Source organism: Mesorhizobium sp. ArgA1 (assembly GCF_053714375.1).
In genome coordinates this window covers 45,399-65,700 of sequence record NZ_JBSKBQ010000013.1, presented here as the reverse complement: position 1 = coordinate 65,700, position 20,302 = coordinate 45,399, and the positions used below count along the sequence as shown (strand labels likewise).

21 protein-coding genes are annotated in these 20,302 nt (G+C 63.5%); 7 read left to right on the top strand and 14 right to left on the bottom strand.

Annotation, left to right across the window (positions count from 1 at the left end; translation table 11 throughout):
• The first annotated feature begins 67 nt into the window (after nucleotides 1–67).
• Nucleotides 68–754: a D-lyxose/D-mannose family sugar isomerase gene (locus ACWGTI_RS23880; RefSeq protein WP_352764602.1), complete on the top strand. Its 687-nt coding sequence runs from the start codon at nucleotides 68–70 to the stop codon at nucleotides 752–754.
• An 8-nt stretch (nucleotides 755–762) separates the two neighbouring features.
• On the opposite strand, the gene ACWGTI_RS23875 is transcribed toward ACWGTI_RS23880, so the two are convergent.
• Genes ACWGTI_RS23875 through ACWGTI_RS23845 form a run of 7 tightly spaced genes read right to left on the bottom strand, consistent with a single transcriptional unit; the run spans nucleotide 763 to nucleotide 7,082 of the window.
• Nucleotides 763–1,116 (bottom strand): hypothetical protein, encoded by a 354-nt coding sequence (locus tag ACWGTI_RS23875; protein ID WP_454589393.1) that lies wholly within the window; start codon nucleotides 1,114–1,116, stop codon nucleotides 763–765.
• Between the two features lie 12 nt (nucleotides 1,117–1,128).
• The gene (locus tag ACWGTI_RS23870; RefSeq protein ID WP_454589392.1) at nucleotides 1,129–1,995 is read right to left on the bottom strand and encodes an RDD family protein; all 867 of its coding nucleotides are present in this window, start codon (nucleotides 1,993–1,995) and stop codon (nucleotides 1,129–1,131) included.
• Nucleotides 1,982–3,001, bottom strand: a complete 1,020-nt coding sequence (locus ACWGTI_RS23865) for a stage II sporulation protein M (RefSeq protein WP_454589391.1) — start codon at nucleotides 2,999–3,001, stop codon at nucleotides 1,982–1,984. The genes ACWGTI_RS23870 and ACWGTI_RS23865 overlap by 14 nt, the downstream gene beginning before the upstream one ends.
• Nucleotides 2,998–4,308, bottom strand: a complete 1,311-nt coding sequence (locus ACWGTI_RS23860) for a DUF58 domain-containing protein (protein WP_454589390.1) — start codon at nucleotides 4,306–4,308, stop codon at nucleotides 2,998–3,000. Before ACWGTI_RS23860 ends, ACWGTI_RS23865 begins: the two co-directional genes overlap by 4 nt.
• Nucleotides 4,305–5,261 (bottom strand): AAA family ATPase, encoded by a 957-nt coding sequence (locus tag ACWGTI_RS23855; protein WP_454589389.1) that lies wholly within the window; start codon nucleotides 5,259–5,261, stop codon nucleotides 4,305–4,307. Before ACWGTI_RS23855 ends, ACWGTI_RS23860 begins: the two co-directional genes overlap by 4 nt.
• Complete coding sequence (locus ACWGTI_RS23850; protein ID WP_454589388.1) at nucleotides 5,248–6,453, bottom strand: DUF4350 domain-containing protein; 1,206 nt, start codon at nucleotides 6,451–6,453, stop codon at nucleotides 5,248–5,250. The genes ACWGTI_RS23855 and ACWGTI_RS23850 overlap by 14 nt, the downstream gene beginning before the upstream one ends.
• Nucleotides 6,450–7,082, bottom strand: coding sequence for a DUF4129 domain-containing protein (locus ACWGTI_RS23845; protein ID WP_454589387.1), 633 nt, complete (start codon nucleotides 7,080–7,082; stop codon nucleotides 6,450–6,452). Before ACWGTI_RS23845 ends, ACWGTI_RS23850 begins: the two co-directional genes overlap by 4 nt.
• A gap of 150 nt (nucleotides 7,083–7,232) precedes the next feature.
• On the opposite strand from ACWGTI_RS23845, the gene ACWGTI_RS23840 reads away from it, so the two are divergent.
• Both ACWGTI_RS23840 and ACWGTI_RS23835 read left to right on the top strand, forming a co-directional pair.
• A complete protein-coding gene (locus ACWGTI_RS23840; protein WP_454589386.1) occupies nucleotides 7,233–8,015 on the top strand; it encodes a hypothetical protein in 783 nt (260 codons plus the stop codon).
• Between the two features lie 63 nt (nucleotides 8,016–8,078).
• Nucleotides 8,079–8,948 carry a hypothetical protein gene (locus tag ACWGTI_RS23835; RefSeq protein WP_454589385.1) on the top strand — a complete coding sequence of 290 codons (870 nt, stop codon included), beginning with the start codon at nucleotides 8,079–8,081 and terminating at the stop codon, nucleotides 8,946–8,948.
• Nucleotides 8,949–8,981: 33 nt separating this feature from the next.
• Here the strand turns inward: ACWGTI_RS23835 and ACWGTI_RS23830 are convergent, their stop codons facing one another.
• The 6 genes from ACWGTI_RS23830 to ACWGTI_RS23805 all read right to left on the bottom strand — a co-directional run bounded on the left by ACWGTI_RS23830 (nucleotide 8,982) and on the right by ACWGTI_RS23805 (nucleotide 16,830).
• Entirely contained in the window at nucleotides 8,982–10,667 is a 1,686-nt protein-coding gene (locus tag ACWGTI_RS23830; protein WP_454589384.1) for a hypothetical protein, read from the bottom strand.
• A 123-nt stretch (nucleotides 10,668–10,790) separates the two neighbouring features.
• A complete protein-coding gene (locus tag ACWGTI_RS23825) occupies nucleotides 10,791–12,431 on the bottom strand; it encodes an ABC transporter substrate-binding protein (RefSeq protein ID WP_454589383.1) in 1,641 nt (546 codons plus the stop codon).
• 278 nt (nucleotides 12,432–12,709) lie between these two features.
• Complete coding sequence (locus ACWGTI_RS23820; RefSeq protein WP_454589382.1) at nucleotides 12,710–13,768, bottom strand: alpha/beta hydrolase; 1,059 nt, start codon at nucleotides 13,766–13,768, stop codon at nucleotides 12,710–12,712.
• 8 nt (nucleotides 13,769–13,776) lie between these two features.
• Nucleotides 13,777–14,454, bottom strand: coding sequence for an isochorismatase family protein (locus tag ACWGTI_RS23815; RefSeq protein ID WP_454589381.1), 678 nt, complete (start codon nucleotides 14,452–14,454; stop codon nucleotides 13,777–13,779).
• Nucleotides 14,455–15,759: a M24 family metallopeptidase gene (locus ACWGTI_RS23810; RefSeq protein ID WP_454589380.1), complete on the bottom strand. Its 1,305-nt coding sequence runs from the start codon at nucleotides 15,757–15,759 to the stop codon at nucleotides 14,455–14,457.
• Between the two features lie 174 nt (nucleotides 15,760–15,933).
• Nucleotides 15,934–16,830 (bottom strand): GlxA family transcriptional regulator, encoded by an 897-nt coding sequence (locus tag ACWGTI_RS23805; RefSeq protein ID WP_454589484.1) that lies wholly within the window; start codon nucleotides 16,828–16,830, stop codon nucleotides 15,934–15,936.
• Between the two features lie 182 nt (nucleotides 16,831–17,012).
• Between ACWGTI_RS23805 and ACWGTI_RS23800 the strand changes: the two genes are divergently transcribed.
• On the top strand, nucleotides 17,013–17,510 hold the full coding sequence (locus tag ACWGTI_RS23800) for a GAF domain-containing protein (RefSeq protein ID WP_454589379.1): 498 nt from the start codon (nucleotides 17,013–17,015) through the stop codon (nucleotides 17,508–17,510).
• On the opposite strand, the gene ACWGTI_RS23795 is transcribed toward ACWGTI_RS23800, so the two are convergent.
• Nucleotides 17,507–18,577 carry a YeiH family protein gene (locus ACWGTI_RS23795; protein WP_454589378.1) on the bottom strand — a complete coding sequence of 357 codons (1,071 nt, stop codon included), beginning with the start codon at nucleotides 18,575–18,577 and terminating at the stop codon, nucleotides 17,507–17,509. The two genes, ACWGTI_RS23800 and ACWGTI_RS23795, sit on opposite strands and share 4 nt — an antisense overlap.
• A gap of 345 nt (nucleotides 18,578–18,922) precedes the next feature.
• On the opposite strand from ACWGTI_RS23795, the gene ACWGTI_RS23790 reads away from it, so the two are divergent.
• From ACWGTI_RS23790 to ACWGTI_RS23780, 3 genes are all read left to right on the top strand, one after another.
• Nucleotides 18,923–19,387, top strand: a complete 465-nt coding sequence (locus tag ACWGTI_RS23790) for a GNAT family N-acetyltransferase (protein ID WP_454589483.1) — start codon at nucleotides 18,923–18,925, stop codon at nucleotides 19,385–19,387.
• A complete protein-coding gene (locus tag ACWGTI_RS23785; RefSeq protein ID WP_454589377.1) occupies nucleotides 19,387–19,710 on the top strand; it encodes a hypothetical protein in 324 nt (107 codons plus the stop codon). The genes ACWGTI_RS23790 and ACWGTI_RS23785 overlap by 1 nt, the downstream gene beginning before the upstream one ends.
• Nucleotides 19,711–19,802: 92 nt before the next feature.
• Nucleotides 19,803–20,186, top strand: coding sequence for an ACT domain-containing protein (locus ACWGTI_RS23780; protein WP_454589376.1), 384 nt, complete (start codon nucleotides 19,803–19,805; stop codon nucleotides 20,184–20,186).
• The last annotated feature ends 116 nt before the right edge of the window (nucleotides 20,187–20,302 follow it).

Sequence of the window (20,302 nt, the reverse complement as noted above, 5' to 3'; positions counted from 1 at the left end):
GCGTCGACACCGCAGCGCTGTTCAGCTATGCGCTTCAGGCAGCAACGCGACGCTAGGGATCACGACCATGAAACGCTCCACCGTCAACGACATCATCCGCGATGCCGATGCCTTCATCCGTTCGTTCGGCTACATCATGCCGCCCTTCGCCTACTGGTCGCCCGAAGAGATGAAGGCGCGCAAGGCCGACTCCGCGGCCATTTTCACCTCCCGGCTCGGCTGGGACATCACCGATTACGGCCAGGAGAAATTCGACGAGCTCGGCCTGTTCCTGTTCACCGTGCGCAACGGCGTCTACGCCGACATGAAGAAGGGCATGGGCATGCTCTATGCCGAGAAGATCATGATCTCGCGCAAGGACCAGCTGTCGCCGATGCACCGCCACAACATCAAGGCCGAGGACATCATCAACCGCGGCGGCGGCAAGCTGGTGCTCGAACTGTTCATGCACGATCGCGACGGCGGCATCGATCCGAAGGCCGAAGTGTCGGTGCCGGTCGACGGCACCATCCACAGGCTACCGGCAGGCGGGCTCCTGAAGCTCGACCCGGGCCAGAGCGTGACGCTGATGCCCGGCGTCTGGCACGCCTTCTGGGCCGAGGGCAAGGATGTGCTGATCGGCGAGGTCTCGACCGTCAATGACGATTTGACCGACAACGTCTTCCGCGAGCCGATCGGCCGCTTCTCCAACATCGACGAGGACGTCGCTCCGGTGCACTTGCTTGTATCCGACTACGAGAAGTGGGTGGGGTAGGAGAGGGGCTAATCGTCCCAGTTCAGCTGCTGATGGAACGTCCAGATGCTGATCGTGCTGTCGTCCCGATCGCTCGTGCTGCGCAGCGTCAGGACAATATCCACGGTGGGCGGCGCTTTGATCATGACTGTGATCAGGCGCGCGCTGCCGTCAGGCACGATACCTATGGCTGAGGTCATTTCCCAATTTCGGTCGGCCTGCCGAAGTCGGGAAGAAGAATCGCTGAATTGCTCTCTCATCGATGCATCGTTTGGAAACGGCTCGTCGGTGAGTTCTGCAAATTCCTCCCAGGATCCGGAGACTGCAGCCTGAATGGCGCGTTCAATCCTGACTTTCTCCGCTTCGCTAAGTTGAGCCGGCATCCCGAACCCGATCTATCTTTGATACTTGTCCGCCTTGCGAGTACCCAGCAGCAGCTTGCGTTCAAGCTGTGCGCGCAGTTCCCCATAATACGCAGTGAGAAAAGCCCTGGAATCGATCGGCTCGATCGTCATGCCGATCTTGCGTCCGATCGTCTCGGCCACCGCCTTTAGCGCGAAATAGTCGTCGCGGCGCAGCACCTCTTCCAGCTTGTGCAGTTCGGCGATGCCATAGGCGTCGAGCTGCGCCTGGGTGAAGCGGAAGGCGCGTGCGGTGGTGTTTTGCCGTTGCGAGAGGTCCTCGACCAGCGCCAGCTTCGGCGCCTCGACCACCCAGGTTCCGGCCAGCAGATCGCCGATCCGCATGCGGTCGCGGTTGAACAGCGGGAACAGCGCAAACAACAGCGCCCAGACCAGACCGAAGATCGTCGACAGCGTGTCGGCTAGCCCCATCTCGCTGCGGCCGAGGATGATCGACAGCGGCAGGAAGATCTCGATCTCGCGCATCAGATTGCGGGCGATAACCTGATCGACCGACAGGCCGGCGCCGCTGCGCGACGCCACCCGGATCCCGAGCATGCGCTTGCCGGGCGTTGCGGCGCGGCGGCCGGCCTCGAAGGCGATGAAATAGGCGTTGCGCAGGAAGAAGATCAGGATGATCCAGACGATGAACAGCGGCTGCGCGCCTTCGCCGTTGAGGCCGGCAAGCCCGAACAGCGCGACGATCGAGATCACGATTGCAGTGACGATGATGATGACAAAGTCGAGCAGGAAGGCGGCGGCGCGGGTGCCGGCATCGGCGAGCCTGATCCGGAGATCGACGCCTTCCGGCGTGATCAGCGGCCGTATCGTCGAGACGGCAGCGCGCCTAGCGGTCGCCATGCCGCACCACCCTGAACAAATAGAAATAGCTGAGCCATAGCGTCAGCATGCCGCCGCCAATGGCATAGCGTGTCACGTCGCTGGTTATCACCTGCCTGCCGATGCCTTCGAGCAGGCCGGCAAACATGAGCATGATCGTCACCCCGACCATGGCGGTGGCCGCCACGCGCCCGGCATGGGCCGCCGCCGTCATCCGGGTCAATTCACCGGGGAAGGCAATGCGCGTGCCGATGCGCATGCCGGCGGCACCGGCCAAGGCGATTGCAAACATCTCGGTGGTGCCATGGATGGACAGCCACCCGCCCAGCTCCAGGCCAAGTCCCTTGGCGACGTAAATCTGGAACATCGCGCCGAGCAGGCAGCCATTCATCAGGATCAAGAGCACGCTCGGCACCGCGAAGGCAAAGCCGAGCGCGAAGGCCAGGATCGCCACCTGGACATTGTGGGTGAAGAGATAGGCGGCGAAGCCCGACAGGAAATTGCTGTCGGCGCCGTCATAAAGCACCTGCCGCAGCACTTCGGCAGATGCGTCCGGGTTGCGCCCGCCGGCTAGGCTCGGCGGGATGATCGCGTCGTACCAGCCCTTGTCTTTCGTCACCAGCCAGTAGCCCGCGCCGAAGCCGACGAAGGTCAGGACGACCGACAGCACCGTCTCGCGCCACAAATCGCGAATGGCGTGCGGCCAATCATGCAGCAGGAAATCGCCGATGCGCTGCCGCAAGCTGCGGCGTGCGCCGTAGAGGTAGAAGTAGCCACGCAGGCAGAGCGCTTCGAGATAGCTGACCAGCGCATTGTCGAGCGACGTCGCCCGCGCCACCGACAGCGAGGACAGCGCCGAGCGGTAGAGCAGCGGCAGCGACAGCAACTCGTCTTCCGACAATGTCCGTGGCGCGCGTTTCTCGACCCGGGCGAGCAGCGCCTCGAACGCCTTCCAGTCGGCCTCGCGCTCCGAACGGAAGCTCGCCAGCGACTGGCGCACGGCATCCTTGCCGACCAGCGCGCTCACAACAAATCCTCCCGCTTGAGCTCGAGATAGCGCTCGACCAGCGCCGGTCCGAGCCTTTGATGGTCGGCTTCGATGACATGCGCACCGAGCAGCCTGAGCTTGCCGATGACGACCTGCCTTTCGCGCAGCAGCCCGCCGGCGACGACCGAGCGCGCCACATCCTCTGGTGTGTCCGGCGGCATGTCGGCCAGTGTCTCCAGCTCGACATCCTTCATCATCATGAACAGCACCAGATGCCGTTCGGTGAGCCGTCCGACGGTGCGCAGCATCAGTTCGGCGCTGATCGGATCGACGAAATCGGTGAAGATGATCACCAGCGAGCGCCGGTCGAGCCGCGCCGCCAGCGTCGTCAGCGCCAGGGTGAAATTGGTCTCTTCGGTGGAGTAGTCGATCTCGGCCGCGCGCTTCTGGATCATGGCGAAGCTCGCCGAACCGCGCACGGCGCCGCTGGAAACGCGCGGTCGCGCATCGAAGCCGAACAGGCTGACCATGTCGCCGCCCTTCAGCGCAATGAACGCCGACAGCAAGGCGGCGGTGACGGCGCGGTCGACCTTCGGTACGCCGTCGACGGGCTCGCACATCAGCCGGCCGCTGTCGATGGCCAGCACGATGTTGTTGTTCTCCTCGATGCGGAATTCGCGCGCCAGAAGCCGGCCGTGGCGAGCGCTGCGCTTCCAGTCGATCATGCGCCGGCCCATGCCGGGCTGGTAGTCCTTGAGCGCCTCGAATTCTCGGCCCTGGCCGGCACGCCGCTGCGCATGGCCGTCGGGCAGCGACTGGCGCTGCAGAAGCGTGATCGCCTCATCGCGGGCGCTGCTGACGTCGGGCAGCACCGCGACTTGGCTCGCCATCGGCAGCACGACCTGGTTCCAGACCAGCCCGAACGGCCCGCGCCAGCGTACCCACAGGCGATCGAACCTGGCAATGCCGCGCCGCAGCGCCTGAAATTTGAGGTCGAGCGATGCACTGCCGGCCTTTGCGGTCAACGCGCCGCCGGTGCCGCCCATCGGCGCCAGCCGCTCATCATGGCCGAGCCGCGCCTGCACGGCGCGCGGCCGTCCGCTGAGCCTGGCGGTGACATTGACGGTGAACTGGCCGCCGACGCTGACTTGCGGCGGCGCATGGATGGTGGCGTCCAGGGAAGCTCGTCCGCGCCCGGCGGCCGCGTCCACCGCCAGGAAGGCAAGCAGCACGCAGATCCACAGCAGGCCGAGATACCACAGCGACGGCAGCGCGAGCGCGATCAGGAAGGCCGGTATTGCCCCTGCTGCACCTGCCCAGACTGCCCGGCCGCTCGGATAGATCAACGTGGCGCTTCCGTCTGGTCGACAAGGTCGGTCACGATCTGCTCGACCAGACGGCCGTCGATCTGCGCCGCCGGCGAAAGGATCACGCGATGGCGCAGCGCCGGCACCGCAAGCGCCTTGACGTCGTCGGGGATCACATAGGCACGCCCGTCGAGCGCTGCCCGTGCGCGCGCCGCCCTGGCCAGCATGGCGCCCGCGCGAGGGCTGGCGCCAACCTCGAGATCGGGGCTGGCGCGCGTGGCCCGTACCAGCCTTGCGATATAGTCGACGACATCGTCGACCAGCGTGACCTCTCCGACGGTCGCCAGCGCCTTTTCCAGCGTCTTGCGGTCGGCCTGGGCGGTGATGCCGTATTGCTTGATATCGTGCGAGGCGGTGCCGCCGCCGTGATGGATGATGATCGCCTTTTCCTCGTGCGGGGCGGGATAACTCACCCTGTGCTTGAACAGGAAGCGGTCGAGCTGGGCCTCCGGCAGGGGATAGACGCCCTGGTGTTCGATCGGGTTCTGCGTCGCCACCACCATGAAGTTCTGGCCGAGCGAATGGGTGGTGCCGTCGAAGGTGACGGCATGCTCTTGCATCGCCTCAAGCAGGGCGGCCTGAGTCTTGGGCGGCGTCCGGTTGATTTCGTCCGCTAGCAGCAGATCGCAAAAGATCGGGCCGTGCGTCAGCGTGAATTGCCCGGTCTGGAAATTGTAGATGTTGGAGCCGACGATGTCGCCGGGCATCAGGTCGGGCGTGAACTGGATGCGGCCATAGGCGACGCCAAGTGCCTGGGCGAAGCAGCGCGCCGTCATCGTCTTGGCCGTACCCGGCGGTCCCTCGAGCAATATATGCCCGCCGGCGAACAATGCGGTCAGCATCAGATCGACCGTATCGTGTTGCCCGGTGATGGCCTTGGCCACCTCTTCCCTGATCTGTGTCGCCAGGGCCTTTACATCATCGACGTTCACCGAGCCTCCTTGCCGTCCAGTCGTGCAGCTTTTCGGCTGCCCCATGCATTTGTGTCAGGGTCTTTGCCGCGTCGGCGGCCTTCAGGCGGGTCGTGAAACCGCCGGTTTCGTCCTTATCGCGGGAATCGAGCCAGCGGTCGAGCGCTTCGCCCTGCAAACCATGCGGCGCGCCGAGCAGTGCGCCGGCGCGCACCCGCGCCAGCGCAGCGTATTGGTCGCCCAGTTCTTCCAGCCTGCCGGCGCGGCGCAACAGCATCGCCGTGGTGTCGACCAGCGCGCGCTTGCCGAACGCGATCGCACGCTGGTCGGCGCGCGGTGGGCCGAACCGGCCAAGGCCATGCAGGAACGCAAGTGCCGCCGCCGCCAGGATGGTCAGGGTCAACGCCAGGAAGGGCGGTTCGACCAGAAGCTTGGCGAGGTCGTATTTTCGCCCGAAACCGTGCAGCGTCAGGTCGAACATCACCGGACCCTCTTCGGATTGCAAGAACTCGATCAGCTTGAGCGCTGCCGCCGCCTTGTCGGGATCCTTGAGCGCGGCATTGTTGGTCAGGTCAGGGTCGGTCAGGATGTAGAACCGCTCGTCTTCCACCTCGGTCAGCACCGCCTTGCCGTTGCCGGCGGCAATCAGCGGATGCTCATCGGCTACCCACTGCAACCGTTCGGGAACGTTGACCATCTGTCCCGAGACATCGAGTTGCTTGACCGTCGTCTCGCCCTGGCCGAGCTTGGCCTTGGCGATCCGGCCGAGCCAGTCGTTTACGACGGCGTCCGGCAGCCGCTGGATCTTCATCTCCCAGCCCTCGTGCTGGAACAGCGGCAAGGTCGCCCATTTGGGCAGCACGAACAGCGTATCCATGCCCTTGCGAAGCTTGATGATGTTGGCAAGCGCATCGGGGTCGCTGTCGGGCGAAATGGTGACGATCAACAGCATTTCGGTCTCAAGATCGCTGTCGGACCGTGCCATGTCGGGCGCATCGCCGGTCAGCTTCAGCCATTCCGCCAAGCCGGCATACCCGATGCCGCTTTTCGAAAGTGGCGTTGCGCCGCCGACGTTCGGCTGACGGAAGTCGGGGGCATAGGTGGACAACAGGAAGAAGCCCGCCGCCGCGAGCAGGCTGGCAAAAATGCCCCAGAACAGCGTCCTGCGGCTGAACGGTTCCTGCTGGGCGATGTCGGTGGCCGAAGCGCTCACACCCAGGCATCCCTGAAGACGAATCGCTCATAGGCGCCGCGCGCCTCCCGCCAGCCCTCCGGTCCGACCGGCCGGCGCGCGAACAGCGCCGCCTCGACGATGCGCGCGATCTGGGTGAAGGCGCCGCGCGCCCGCGTCGGGATCGAAGCAGCATTGGCGATGTCGCGCGCCGTCAGCGAGGGGCGCAGGAAGTCGGGCAGGCGGCCGGCAATGTCGGCGACGCTGCGGCGAAGCAGGAGATGCACCGCCTCGTCATAATTGCCTTGCGCCGCCAGCGCATCGGCTTCCGACAATAGGATCTGGGCCGTTTCGGCATCAGGACGCCATGTCGCTTCCGCCTCGGCCACGCTCTTTTTGCGCCGCCAGGGCAGGCGCCAGGCAGCGCCTTGCACCTCGAGCAAGATGAGCAACAGGATGATCGCAGCGCCTGTGATCACAGCACCCCAGAACAGGTAGATCATGTAGGGGCCAAGCCATTTCAGGAACTCGCCAAACGGCTTCAGCCACTCGGGGGGCTGGGGCTGCATATAGGCCGGCAGGTCGAACTGGATCGTTCCATCCGACAGCAACTGCTTGTGCAGTTTGGCCAGCCATTCGGCTTGCGCAGCGTCCGGCTGTGCAGCTGTCACCTCTTCGCCCCCATGCAACCCGCGGTTCGCGCGCCGACACTGACAATGCAGCGCAACATTTGCAAGTGGGCTGGACGAGCGTCGTTAAACTTGGCAAATTTACTGCTGCGGTAGCCGGACAATATTCGGCGATGAAACAGGGGGCGCATCATGACTTCGGCAACATTTGCACGGCCTGAGAAATTTCAGATCGGCAGGGTCTTCAACAACTGCTTCGCCGTCATCGGCCGTAACATCGTCCTTACCGGCGGATTGGCCTTGCTGTTTTCAGGCCTGCCCACAATCATCCTCCAACTCTGGACCAACTCGCGCATGGAGGCACTGCTCCAGGCCGATCCGGGCGCCGCGGCCGATCCGAGCTTTGCGCTGCGCAATTCCTGGGTCACTTTTGTCGCCATCTTCATAAGCGCTATTTTCGGGTTGCTGCTCCAGTCGGCGCTTGTGCGGGCCACCATCGAGGATCTCAATGGCAAGCGTCCAAACATCGGCGACTGTCTCCAGATCGCCATTCGCTTCCTGCTGCCGACCTTGGGGATAGGTTTCCTCGTCTCGCTCGCATCGGGCCTGGCCATGATCGCCCTGGTCGTGCCCGGCATCATCCTGTGGCTCGGCTGGTCGGTTTCGGTGCCGGTTCTGATCCAGGAGCGGCTCGGCGTGTTCGGCTCCATGTCACGCAGCCGCGCCCTGACCAAGGGCAGCAAATGGTCGCTGTTCGGCCTGTTCCTCGTCCTGATCATCATCGCCATGGTCATCCAGGGGGCGGTTGGCGTGGTTGTCTACCTGTTTCAAGGCATCATCGCGGCCATCGTGGCCGGGCTGGTGCAAAGCGTGATGTCGATGCTCCTGTCGGTCGCCGCCGCGGTCAGCTATGTCGAGCTGCGCCAGGTCAAGGAAGGCACCAGCGTCGACGAACTGGCGGAGATATTCTCGTAGCGACAAGGCTTGGCGCCGCCTTGGCCCGATCGGGCCAAGGCGTTTGTCAGGGCAGGGGGCATCGTGACGTCACTGGCGCAGCAACGACCGGAAAAATTCCGCATCGGCAGGGTTTTCAGCAACAGCTTTGTGGTCATCGGCCGCAATCTCGGCTTTCTTGCCGTGGTCGTTGGACTTTTTTCGACCCTGCCTGCACTGCTGTACAACATTTGGAACCTGTCGCGGCTTGCCAGTATTGTGAACTCCGGGACCGCCGAGGATTTCGAAACCTTGGCCGTGGAGATCTATCCGGCCACAACGCTGATTGCTGGCCTGATCATTTTTGTGCTGGCCCTGCTGGTGCAAGCGGCGTTGGTGCGGGCAGCTATCGAGGATCTGAACGGCAAGCGTCCCGCCATCGGCGACTGCATCCAGATAGCTTTGCGCAGCTTCTTCCCAACACTCGGCATCGGCATACTGGTTATTCTGGCCTTGGTGGTGGCTGTCTTTGTGATGGTTTTCATTGCGTGGCTCATTCCCCCTATCGGGTGGCTGATCGGACTCGCCCTGGCATTGATTCCGGTTCTTATCTGGCTGCTTTCCGTGTCCGTCTCTGTCCCCATTGCGGTTCAAGAAAGGCTTGGCGTGTTCGGCTCGATATCGCGCAGCCGAGCCCTGACCAAGGGCAGCCGTTGGTCGATATTCTGGCTTTTGCTGATCATTGGCGTGGCAGCAATGCTCATCCAGACGGCGCTCTCCTTGTTCATCAATCTGGGGCTCGCCTCGACTGGCGGCATCACCGGCATCGGAATCATTGTCGCAGCGATCGGCAGCAGCCTTGTCTCGACCATCTTCTCGACGGTGCTGTCGGTGACGATTGCAGTCGCCTATGTCGAACTGCGCCAGGTCAAGGAAGGCACCAGCGTCGACGAGCTGGCGGAGATATTCTCGTAGACGCCGCCGTCAGCCGGCTGGGCCGACCGTATGTCAATGACAGCATCCTTGTCCTGACTGCATACTCGTCCGGCACAGGCACGATGAGGTGATTGCCACATCCGCCTTGGCCAAAGCTGCGGTCAGTTTCGCCTGCAGCCCCGGCAGCTCCAGGCTCTCGCCGCGCCGTTTCAGGCACTCCACCAGCCCATGCAGCGCCCAGACATTGTCCGGGTGCTGGGCGCAGCGCTGCACCTTGTCGCTGAGGCCCAGATCGTCGCGATAGACCTGTTCGGCCTCGCCGGCGTGGCCCTGGTCGAGCAGCAGTGCCGCCAGCGCATGGCGGGGAGGGTGCATCCAGGCCCATGGCTCGGTGTAGGACAGATTGTCGTCGAGCTCGACCGCTTGGCGCAGATGCGTGTAGGCCTCGTCATGCCGGCCTTGGTGATAGGCAAGCTCGCCGTCGAGGAGGGCCGCACCCACGGCCAGGGAGGCCCGCGTCGGATTGCTGAGGAAGCGCCGTTCGTGCGGGATGGCCTCGACATGCCGGCGAAAATTCTCGCGCTCGCCCTCGGCGGCTGAAAACTGCTTGAGCGTAGCATGCGCGACGCCCTTGGCGTAGTGCTGCATGGCTGTCGTGAGCAAATAGAGTTCCGGCTCTTCCACCATCGGCTCATCGATGATCTCCTGCCAGCGGCCGAAGCGCACCTGCACATGCGCGCGCATGGCATGATAGCCTTCCACTGTTTGGGTGAGCTTCGGCCGGTCGGGGATGGCGACCACGTCGCGCGCGACCAGGCTGCGGACCTTGTCGGCTGCCCACAGCGCCGGCTGGTACTGGCCCAGAAACATGCAGGTGAACATCATCAGGTGCAAATCGTGGCAGCAGCCGAGCAGATAGTAGGTCGTCTCACTAGCATAGGCGAGGTAGAGGTCGTTGGCCCGCACCGCCTTTTCGCTGGCGAGCTTTGCCTTCTCATAGTCGCCGCACAGCACATGGATATGCCCTGGCATGTGGTTCATGTGGCCGGCATCGGGGCACATGGTTCCAAGCAACTCCGCCGAGCGCACACCGCGTTCCGGCTGCGTCGACATTTCCAAGAGATGGATGTGCAGGTGCAGGATCGCCGGATGCGGCGCCGCGCCCGCTTCGTCCGACAGTTGGATCGAACGCTCGCAGACCTCCAGCGCCTCGAGCACATCCGAATTTGGCGCCGGTCTGCCGGTCTTCAAATCCCAGAGCCGCCTGACCGTGCGCATCATCAGCGCCTCGACGGTGAGCGCCATCACGTCATGATCGTCGGGAAAGTCGCGATAAACCTGCCGCATCGCGGCGGCATAGGCATTGTCCCATTGCTCGAATTCCGCGGATGTCACGCCATGCGGCCGCTGGAAGCGGGCGGCCAGCGCCTCGATCAGCCGCTGCTCCACCGCGCTGGCTCTGGAGGCATTGGCCCGCGCCAGTTGCACATGATCGAAGCAACGCCGCGCCGCCCGGTCCGCCTCGTCCTTGCCATGCTCCTTCCAGGTGAGGTTGTAGAAGGGACCCGCGGCATAGGCGATGCCCCAATGCACGAAGGCGCTATCGGGGTCGCTCTCTAGCGCCTTCTCGAAGCACTTGATGCCTTCCTCGTGGTTGAAGCCGTAGCACCAGTTCAGCCCGATATCGAACCAGCGCTGCGTCTCTGCCGAGGCGGTGGAGATGTGGCGCCGGTAAGTGCCGAGGTCGAAGTGGTCCATGTCTGACTCGCTCTGAGCCGAAAGTCGGTCAGGCGCAATCTGTGCCAAAATTCATGCACATGGCAAACAGCATTCCGGCGCGGTCCATCCGAACCGCGCCGGCCCAACGGGTCCCGGGAGGGATCAGCTTTCCACCCAAACCTTCTCAAAGTGCTGCTCCAGCGACTGGTGCTGTTCGCAGCCTTGCACGCCCTTGCGATAGGTGCGGTAGACGGAGCGCCAGTAGGGCTGGATGATGATGCCGCTGTCGCGCAAATTCTGCTCGATCTTGGCCATGATCTCCTTGCGCTGGGCGGCATCCGGCGTTGCCAGCGCCTTGTCGAGGAGTTCGTCGAAGTCCTTGTTGGCGTAAGCACTTTCGTTCCAGGCGGCGCCGGATTTGTAGGCCAGCGCCAGCACCTGGACTCCGAGCGGCCGGCCCAGCCATTCGGTGGTGGAGAAGGGGTATTTGCTCCAGTCGTTCCAGAAGGTCGCGGCCGGCAGCACGGTGCGCTTGATCTTCAGGCCAGCCTCGCGCATCTGCGCGGCGATCGCATCGCCGGTGCTCTTTTGCCATTCGACGTCGACCGAGATGAGGTCGAACTCGTGGTCGGCCTTGCCGGCCTCGGCGAGCAGTTTCTTCGCCTGGTCCATGTCACGTTTGGCCGGGCCGATATCGGCAAATTCAGGGTGCATCGGGCCGACATGGTGGTTGTCGGCGGGCTTGCCGCGGCCACCGAGACCAAGCGTCAGCACGGCGGAATTGTCGACGGCAAGCTGGGCCGCGCGGCGCACCTTGATGTCGTCATAGGGCGCGTTGCCGACGTTGAAGCGGGCAACGATGGTCGAGCCCGTGGCGATCTCGGAATTTAGCAAGCCCATCTGCACGGTCTGCGACACGGCATCCGAAGCGGTTTCGTGGTCAGTGTCGATCTCGCCGGATTCGAAGGCCGACAGCATGGCGTTGGGGTCGGAGCCGTAATCGACCCATTTGATGCCGTCGAGATAGAAATCGCCTTTCCACCAAGGCTTCTCCTTGCGCTTGACCTCAGCACTTGTCTCGGCATTCCAGCTGACCAGTTCGCAGGGGCCGGTGGTGATCGCCAGCGCCTTCATCGGGTCGTCGCCGCCCTCATAGGAGCGGTGCATGATCAGCGCCGGATAGTCGGCCATCCCCGCAATCAGCGAGATGTCTGGCTTCGGCAGATTGAGCTTTACGGTGAAGTCGTCGACCTTCTCGATCCCGCCGTCGACCGGCTTCTTAGTGTCGGCATTGACCAGCGCGCCCATGCGCGCGGCGACCGAATTGCCGGCGACTGACGCATCGCACCAGCGGGTGAGATTGTGGATGACATCGTCGGCGCTGAAGGTGTCGCCATTCGACCAGGCGATGCCCTTGCGCACATGCAGCGTGATTGTCCTGGCGTCGTCGCTGGTTTCCCAGCTTTCCAGCAGCCACGGCTCGAAGGTGAAGTCGCGATTCCAGCGCACCAGATATTCGTTGCAGTGGCGCGCGACATTGGACATTTCGACGCCGTCGAAAGTGCGCGGGTCCTTGAACCCTTTGACGTTCATGGCGACGCGCAAGGTGCCGCCGCGCTTCGGCTCCTCGGCCCGGGCAGGCGTGGAGGCAAGGCCGCCCAGCGCCAGCGCTCCGGCCGCGCTGACACTGAGGCCGGCCATGATGGCGAGGTATTCGCGCCGGTTGACGCCGCCTTTCCTGAAATCATCGGCAACGGGTTTCGCTTGCGGGTGCAATTCTCTCTCGGTCAGCATGAATTTCATCGTCGTTCCCTCTTTTGTTGAGCGCCCCCGACAGGTCACCTCCGCTTGGGGGCGGATGTGACCGTCGGGGTGCCGTTGCCTGAGCAGGTGATGATAAAGCGGGCCGATACCGGGAAATGTTCGGGTTTCCGCAATTCTTGTGCGCTGCTCCGCAGCGCGGAGTACAGCCAATCTCCCCCATTGTTGTGGGGGAGATGTCCGGCAGGACAGAGGGGGCGCTGTCCCGCCGGCCCTTCTTGTCAACGCGCGTCCCTTCGCAGGGCAATCGTCGCGTTGATTTAGGAGATTGAGGGGCCGCGATCCTTCGCGCCCCCCTCTGGCCTGCCGGCCATCTCCCCCACGAGGGGGGAGATCAGCACGTCGTCGTTCTTGCCGAGCACGGCGACGGCGGCGATGGCCGCAAGGATGCACAAAAACGCCTCGCCGGCGCGCGGAACACTTTTGCGGGCGCGCAAAAAACTGTGCACCAGCCGCGGCTCCTCGTACCACCAGGCGCGGCCGCCGGCGGCGAGGATGCGGTTGCGATAGGTCTCACCGTCCGACGACAGCGGATCGCACTCGGCGGTGACGATGACGGTCGGCGGCAGGCCGGAAAAATCGCTGTCTTCCAGCGGCGAGAATGTTGGGTCCTCGCGCGACTGCGCCGGGCCTGCGCGGATGGTGCGATAGGTCTCGATGTCGCGCAGCGTCAGCAGCGGCGCCTGCGCATGTTCGACGTAAGAGCCGGCAGTCTCGTCGCCGCCGAGGCCGGGATAGATCAGCACCTGGCCGACAGCGTGGCGCAGATGACGACGCGATGCATGCGCGACCGCGGCGGCAAGGTTGCCGCCGGCACTTTCGCCGACGAGCACGATCGGCAGATCAGTCGTTTGCGCCGCCCATTCGAAGACAGCAAGCGCATCCTCGAAGGCGGCCGGATGGCGATGTTCCGGCACCAGCCGGTAGTCGGCGGAGACGACGTCGAAGCCGGTGCCGGCGCAAATCTCGGCGCAGATGTCGTCATGACTGTCGAGCCCGCCCAGCACAAACCCGCCGCCATGATAGTAGACGATGATTGCGCGCGCCGGCTTGCCCGCCATCCGGTAGTAACGGATCGGGATGATATGTCCTTCATCGGCGGCAATGATGCCGTCGCTGGCCGAAACGCCCTTGGGATAACCCTGATGGAAGGCGCGGCACATCGCGTCATAGACCGATCTTTGCTCGGCGATCGGCAATTCAGCGATTTCAGGCGGGAACCAGTCGTTGACCAGGTCGATATAATCCCACAGCGCCGGGTCCAGCCTCGTGGCGTATTTTCCCTGTCTGGCTGTCTTGAGCTTGTGGACCGTGCCCATCTTGCAGCTCAGAGCTCGTCGTAGAGCCGGCCGGCGTTTTCAAAGGTGAAGCGCAGCGGCACCGAGCCCTCGACCTGCCATGCATCGACCGTGTCGCCCGCCATCAGCCGGCAGGCATCGAGTGTGTTGGTGACGGCGCCGCCATAGAGCCGGTTGGCAAGGTTGAGGATGGCGGTCTGGTGCATGGCGGCACTGCCGCTGCCGCAGGCATCCTTGACCAGCAGCACGCGAAAGCCGGATGCCACCGCGTCCTTCACCGTGGCGTCGACGCAGGCCTCGGTCCACACGCCGGCGACGATCAGCCACTCTATCCCGCCGGATTTCAGGTCGCGAGCCGCCGGCCCGGAACGGAAGGCGCTGGCCTCTGCCTTGATCAGCAACGCCTCGCCATTGGCCGGCGCCACCTCATGACAGATTTGCGTCAGCGGATCGCTCTTGTCGGAAAAGGCGGACTTGCCGTTGGCATCGAGCGGATGGAACGGCCGCGCCTTGGCGGTGTCGACGATGTAGGCCCAGTGGTAGAGCGGCACGAAATTGCGCCGCGCCGCCGCTTGCAGGCGCTGGACGTTGGCCAGCACCTCACCATAGCCTTCGACCAGATAGCGCTTGTCCTGCCGATGTTCTTCCTGGAGGTCGATGAACACCGCGGCCACCGTGCCGCGTCTGATCGAGATCGGTGCCTTCATCTAGGCGGCCCCTGCCAGAAACTCGTCCTCATAGGGAAAGCGCGACAGCAATTCGGTGCCGGTCTCGGTGATCAGGATCTCGTCCTCCAGCTTGACACCCTCGCGGCCACCTTTCTCGCCGATATAGCTTTCCACGCTGACCACCATGCCGGGGACGATAATGCCGTCGCGGCCGTAAGTCTCGTAGTCCATGGCGTGCGCAATGAACGGAGTTTCGCCATGCATGCCGACGCCGTGCATAACCGAAGTATAGCGCTGGTCGACGAAACGGTCCGGGATTTTCCACGCCTTTTCGGCGATCTCGCGAAACGCCATGCCCGGCTTCACGATCGAAATATTGTGCTGAACCTGGTCGTGCGCCATGCGGTAGAGCGATTTCTGATAGTCGGTCGGCCTGCCCGGCCCGCAGCGGAAGGTGCGGGAAAAATCGGAATAATAGCCGTAGCAGCCGATGGTGTCGGTATCGAGTGCCAACAATTCGCCCGGCCGGATCTTGCGGCCGCTGGCCTCGTTGAACCACGGATTGGTGCGCTGTCCCGAGGTGAGCAGCCGGGTCTCGACGAACTCGCCGCCCTGGCGGATGACCTCGCCATACATGATGGCGAACAGGTCGTTCTCGGACACGCCGGGCTTGATCGCTTCGCGCACGGCGTAGACTGCGGCTTCGGCGCCGGCCATCGACACCTGCAGGCATTTGACTTCCTCGGGTGTTTTCACCGCCCGCACCGCCAGGATTTCGCCTTGGCAATCCCTGACCTCGCAGCCGCGCTTTTCCAATGCCAGCGCCTGCAGATGGCTGCAGCGGTCGAGCCCGAGCTTCATCGAGCCGCCGCCATGCTTCTTCAGGAGATCGGCGATCTCATCGGCGAACGGGCCGGCGGTCTCGTCGTCGCGGCCTGAGACCGAGGACCACACCAGCTTGGACGGCCGCGCCTCGTCGATCGTGTCGAGCACCATCGAGACATGGTAGCTCTGCGGATATTCGAACAGCACGATCGGCCCTTCGGTCGGGATGAAGAAATAGCGTGTCGAGTTGCGCAGGAAATAGCCGAACATGTTGCGCGAGCCGGTGGCGTAGCGCTGGTTGTAAGGGTCGAAGAGGACGACCCCGCCATAGCCGGCCTCGCGCATCCAGCCGCGCAGTTTGGCAAGCCGTCCCTTGCGCAGCGCGTCGGCATCGATGAAGGACGGCTCGGTGTCCGACAGCCACATGCCGCCGGCAGAGTCGGCTGCTGCCGGATGGCGCATGCGGTCTTTGAAGTCGACATCCTCGGTGCTGTCTGGGTCGAAAACGACGATGCTCATGGTTGCGCCTCCTGAAGGCTCGAACATAGCCGGGCGCCGCAGAATGGCTGTGCGGGAATCCGCAGATGTCGTGCGGAATGCCGCACCTATGAATTCGTCATCCTAGGGTCTGCGCTCCGCTTCGCGTCGCTCCGCCCTAGGATGACGAATAGAAGGTTGGCGTTTCGTAGCATTCTAATGCCTTCGCATCGCCTTCGGCGCATGCCCATGTTCTTCGCGGAAAGCCCTCGCAAAGCTCGACATCGAGGCAAACCCACACGCCAGCGCCACGTCGCGCACCATCAGCGTCGAATGCGCGAGCAAATCCGCAGCGCGCCGCAGCCTCAGCCGCCGGTAGTAGCCGTTGGGCGAAATGCTGAGCTCCGAGCGGAAATTGCGCTCGAGCTTGTCGGAGGAGACGCCGAGCCTTGCCGCCAGCTCCGTCATGCCGAGCCGCTCCTCGACCGCATCCTCCATGATGGCGATGGCCGACAACACCAGCTCGTTCTGGACGCCGGTGCGCAGTCTGAGCGGCATCAGCTTGCGGTCGACGCTCGAGCGCAAGGGGCTGTGCACGAACCATTCGGCGACGCCCGCAGCGATCTCTGCACCATAGTCATTGGTGATGATCTCCAGCATCATGTCGAGGCTGCCGACGCCGCCGGCCGAGGTGAAGCGCTTGCGGTCGATGACGTAGAGATCACGCCTCAACTCGATGTCCGGAAAGGCCTCGGTGAAGGCCGCCTGGCTGGTCCAGTGCAAGGTGCAGGCATGGCCGTCGAGCAGGCCGGCCCTGGCGAGGAAGAACGCCGCGTCGGCCACCGCGCCAATATGGGCGCCGCCCCGCAGGCTCTTGCGCATCCAGGCAACCGCGTCGTCGGCGACAAGCAAGTCCGCATTGCCGCCCGAGCAGACGACGATGCGGTCGACCTTCGGCGCATTGCCGGCGGCAAAGCCGGGCTGGATGACGACGCCGTTGGACGCCTCGACCGGACCTTCGGCGGCGCCGACGATCACCCAGCGATAACAATCCCGTTTGGCCAGCACATTGGCGGCGCGCAGTGGCTCGATCACCGAACTGAACGCCATCATCGGAAAGCCGGGAAAGACCAGCACGGCAGAGGTGAGGGGGCTTTCGCTCACTGCCGGTTGCACCCGGTCCTGTCTTCGGCTGGCATGGGCGGTATTCACAATTGTGTATTTCCCGGGCGCCTCATTGGTGGCAGACAGGTGATATAGCGGGCTTGTTGGCTCGCCGGCAACGGAGACGAGACATGTTTGCGGCCCAGACCATCGACAGCACCGACAAACCAGCCTTTTATCGCGAACTGGCCACCCAGTTGAAGGCGCTGCTGGACGGCGAGAGCGACTCGGTCGCCAATGCAGCCAACACATCGGCGCTGATTTTCCAGATGGTGCCCGATCTCAACTGGGCCGGTTTCTACTTCCTGGCCTCCGACGAGGAGCTGGTGCTCGGGCCGTTCCAGGGCAAGCCGGCCTGCGTGCGCATCGCCGTCGGCAAGGGCGTGTGCGGCACCGCGATCGATCTCGAAATGTCGATGCTGGTCAAGGATGTGCACGAGTTTGCTGGCCATATCGCCTGCGACGCGGACTCGCGCTCGGAACTGGTCGTGCTGCTCAGGGACAATGACGGTGTCTTCGGCCTGATCGACCTCGACAGCCCGACACCCGGCCGCTTCGACAAGGAAGACCAGGCCGGCATCGAGGCGCTTGCCGCGATCTATATCGCGGCAAGCTCGTTCGAGGATTAAGCGAACTTCACCAGCATCAGGCTGAAGCAGCCGATGAACAGGAAGGCCGTGAAGGCGAGCGCCAGCGGGCGCAGGCCGCGCGAGCGCAGCTGCGAAATGTTGGCCTGCAGGCCCATGGCGGCGAGCCCCATGGTCAGCATCATGGTGGTGCCGAGCGCCATCGCCGACTTCACTTCGGCCGGTACCGTGACCAGGCTGTTCAGCGCCACGACGGCGATGAAGGCGGCGACGAACCACGGCATCGGCGGCCGCGCCCCGGATTGATCGCTTGACCGGTTGCTCTTGCGCCGCGCCATCATGCCGAGCGCGATGACCATCGGCGCCAGCATGGCGACGCGGGTGAGCTTGGCGACGGTGGCGATCTCGCCGGACTGAGCGCCGTTCTGGAAACCGGCGCCGATGACCTGCGCCACCTCGTGGATCGAGGCGCCGGCCCACAGGCCGAACGCATGCTGGTCGAGGCCGAGCACCGGCGCCAGCAGCGGAAAGCCGAGCATGGCGATTGTGCCAAACAGCGTGATCGAGGCGACGGCGTAGGTGACGTCCTCGTCGCGCGCATCGGTAACGATGTTGGTGGCGACAATGGCCGAGGCGCCGCAGATCGATGTGCCGGCGGCGATCAACTGCGCCAGCTTGCGGTCGACGCCGAGCAGGCGGCCGAGTGTGATGGTGAAGACGAAGGTCGCGCCGAGTGTCAGCGCCACGATGCCGACGCCGGTAGCACCGATGGAAACGACCTGGCCGAGCGTCAGCTGGAAGCCGAGCAGCACGATGGCAAAGCGCAGCAGGCGCTTTTGCGAAAAAGCGATGCCCGCCTTGGCATGCGCGGGCGTGCCGAGCACGTTGGAATAGATCATGCCGGCGACGACGGCGAGGATCATCGGGCTGAACAGCGCAAAGCCGGAGACATTGTGAGCGGAGAAGGCGACCGCCGTGATCATCGCCACCAGCACGATGCCGGGAATGATGCCGTTCCACACCTGGTCGAGCCGCTTGCGGCCCGCGGCCAGATCGGCGGAAATCAGGCTTTTCGGAATATCGTTCGCGATGTGGGTAACGGAAGACAATGCAATTCTCCAGGCGGGTATCCCGAGAGAATGCCATTCCAGAACCAATCTTTCCAACGAATTGTTTTGGTTGGAATGATCGATTTCTACGAACGATTGGCCTTGGCCAAGTGTCACTGTGTTAGACAGGCTGGGCCAATTCCAAAATCTTGACGCGCCAATGTTCCTGCTCCAGCTTGGCGCCATGTTCATTTTCTCGCTCGCCATCGCCACGCGACGTCGCCTCCGCACAGTGCGGAACGGCAAGCTGATTGCGCGACGACAAAGGCCGGCACGATAGATCCCGGTTCGTTCGTTTCCAGCCCCGCCGCACTATTCGCCGGCGGGGTTTTTCATATCTGGAGCATTGTTATGAATTCTTCCATCCGGTTTCGGCCAGCCGAACGCGCTGACGCCGCCGCGATCAGGGACATCGTGCGTGCCGCCTATGCCAGATGGGTGCCGGTGATCGGCCGCGAGCCGATGCCGATGCGCGCCGACTATGACAGAGCGGTTGTCGAGCATCCGTTCGAACTCGCCGCCGAGAGCGACCGTATTGTCGGCATGATCGAAACCATGCTGGAGGACGATCACCTCTGGATCGAGAATGTCTGCGTTTCTCCGGACGCACAGGGCAGGGGCATCGGCAGGCTGTTGCTGGAGCGCGCCGAACAAAAGGCGCGCGAGGCCGGCCGCTTCGAACTGCGCCTGCTGACCAACGGCGCCTTCGCAGCCAATGTGTCGCTTTACAAGAAGCACGGCTATACGATCGACCGCGAAGAGCCGTTCATGAACGGCATGACGGTCTATATGAGCAAGAAACTGGCGTGATGCAGAAGGCCGTCGATGATCTCTGTAGGATTGCTCCCAAGTTGACGGAGAATCTCGGTTTGGAGCAAATTGCCGCCGCTCAGACGTGCATCGAATCCTTGGTTCTTCCACTGTCAGCCGATGACATCAGTGCGCTGATATCGTTGCTGCCGGCTGACGGCGATACCGCCTATGGGCTCAACTGGTCCATTTTGCATGTGGTCGAAGCGGCTCCGGAATGGCCGCTGTGGGACATGCTCGGGGACGAGGGAAATGATTGGGTTCGCAGCTTTCGCCAAAGGCTTGTCAATGCAGGTTTCGAGGCCCCACAAGGTCGCAAGTAAAAGGCTCAGTGACCGCGCTGCCAGCGTGTCTGGCTCAATCGCCGGCACTTGCAAGCGGCTGGCGTGATCGCCGACAAAGAGGGGAGGTTCGGATGGCAATCAGGGTTCGGTTGAAGCCACTCTCGGGGCGGTACGCGGTTTCGCGCCTCGACGCAAAAGACAGCATTCCCGGCTGGGCCGACGGGCCGGGCTTCGTCAGCATCACCAGGACCGAGGACGAGCTTTCGGTCGTTTGCCTTCAGGAGCGGGTTCCGGACGGCGTGAAGCACGACAGGGACTGGGTCGCGCTGAAACTCCAGGGTCCCTTTGCCTTCGACGAAACAGGCATCGTGCTGTCGGTGATAGAGCCATTGTCGGAAAACGAACTGGGCATTTTCCTGGTATCGACCTTCGACGGCGACCATCTGCTGGTGAAGGCCGCTGATGCGCCAAGGGCCGCCGTTCTTCTGACAGACGCCGGCCATACACTGCTTTAGCGCTTGCAGTCGCGACCGCCTCAGGTCTGGCTCAATCGCTTGGCCCCTTGCATTTGGCGCTGGCGTTTGACAGCACCGTTTGCGCATCGTTATCTCTAGAAGAATACGACGATCAC

Coding starts and splice junctions, on each gene's coding strand:
- ACWGTI_RS23870 (WP_454589392.1), bottom strand. CDS start 1,995: ATGGCGACCGCTAGGCGCGCTGCCGTCTCGACGATACGGCCGCTGATC.
- ACWGTI_RS23875 (WP_454589393.1), bottom strand. CDS start 1,116: ATGCCGGCTCAACTTAGCGAAGCGGAGAAAGTCAGGATTGAACGCGCC.
- ACWGTI_RS23780 (WP_454589376.1), top strand. CDS start 19,803: ATGGCAATCAGGGTTCGGTTGAAGCCACTCTCGGGGCGGTACGCGGTT.
- ACWGTI_RS23840 (WP_454589386.1), top strand. CDS start 7,233: ATGACTTCGGCAACATTTGCACGGCCTGAGAAATTTCAGATCGGCAGG.
- ACWGTI_RS23785 (WP_454589377.1), top strand. CDS start 19,387: ATGCAGAAGGCCGTCGATGATCTCTGTAGGATTGCTCCCAAGTTGACG.
- ACWGTI_RS23805 (WP_454589484.1), bottom strand. CDS start 16,830: ATGATGGCGTTCAGTTCGGTGATCGAGCCACTGCGCGCCGCCAATGTG.
- ACWGTI_RS23815 (WP_454589381.1), bottom strand. CDS start 14,454: ATGAAGGCACCGATCTCGATCAGACGCGGCACGGTGGCCGCGGTGTTC.
- ACWGTI_RS23880 (WP_352764602.1), top strand. CDS start 68: ATGAAACGCTCCACCGTCAACGACATCATCCGCGATGCCGATGCCTTC.
- ACWGTI_RS23830 (WP_454589384.1), bottom strand. CDS start 10,667: ATGGACCACTTCGACCTCGGCACTTACCGGCGCCACATCTCCACCGCC.
- ACWGTI_RS23800 (WP_454589379.1), top strand. CDS start 17,013: ATGTTTGCGGCCCAGACCATCGACAGCACCGACAAACCAGCCTTTTAT.
- ACWGTI_RS23810 (WP_454589380.1), bottom strand. CDS start 15,759: ATGAGCATCGTCGTTTTCGACCCAGACAGCACCGAGGATGTCGACTTC.
- ACWGTI_RS23825 (WP_454589383.1), bottom strand. CDS start 12,431: ATGAAATTCATGCTGACCGAGAGAGAATTGCACCCGCAAGCGAAACCC.
- ACWGTI_RS23820 (WP_454589382.1), bottom strand. CDS start 13,768: ATGGGCACGGTCCACAAGCTCAAGACAGCCAGACAGGGAAAATACGCC.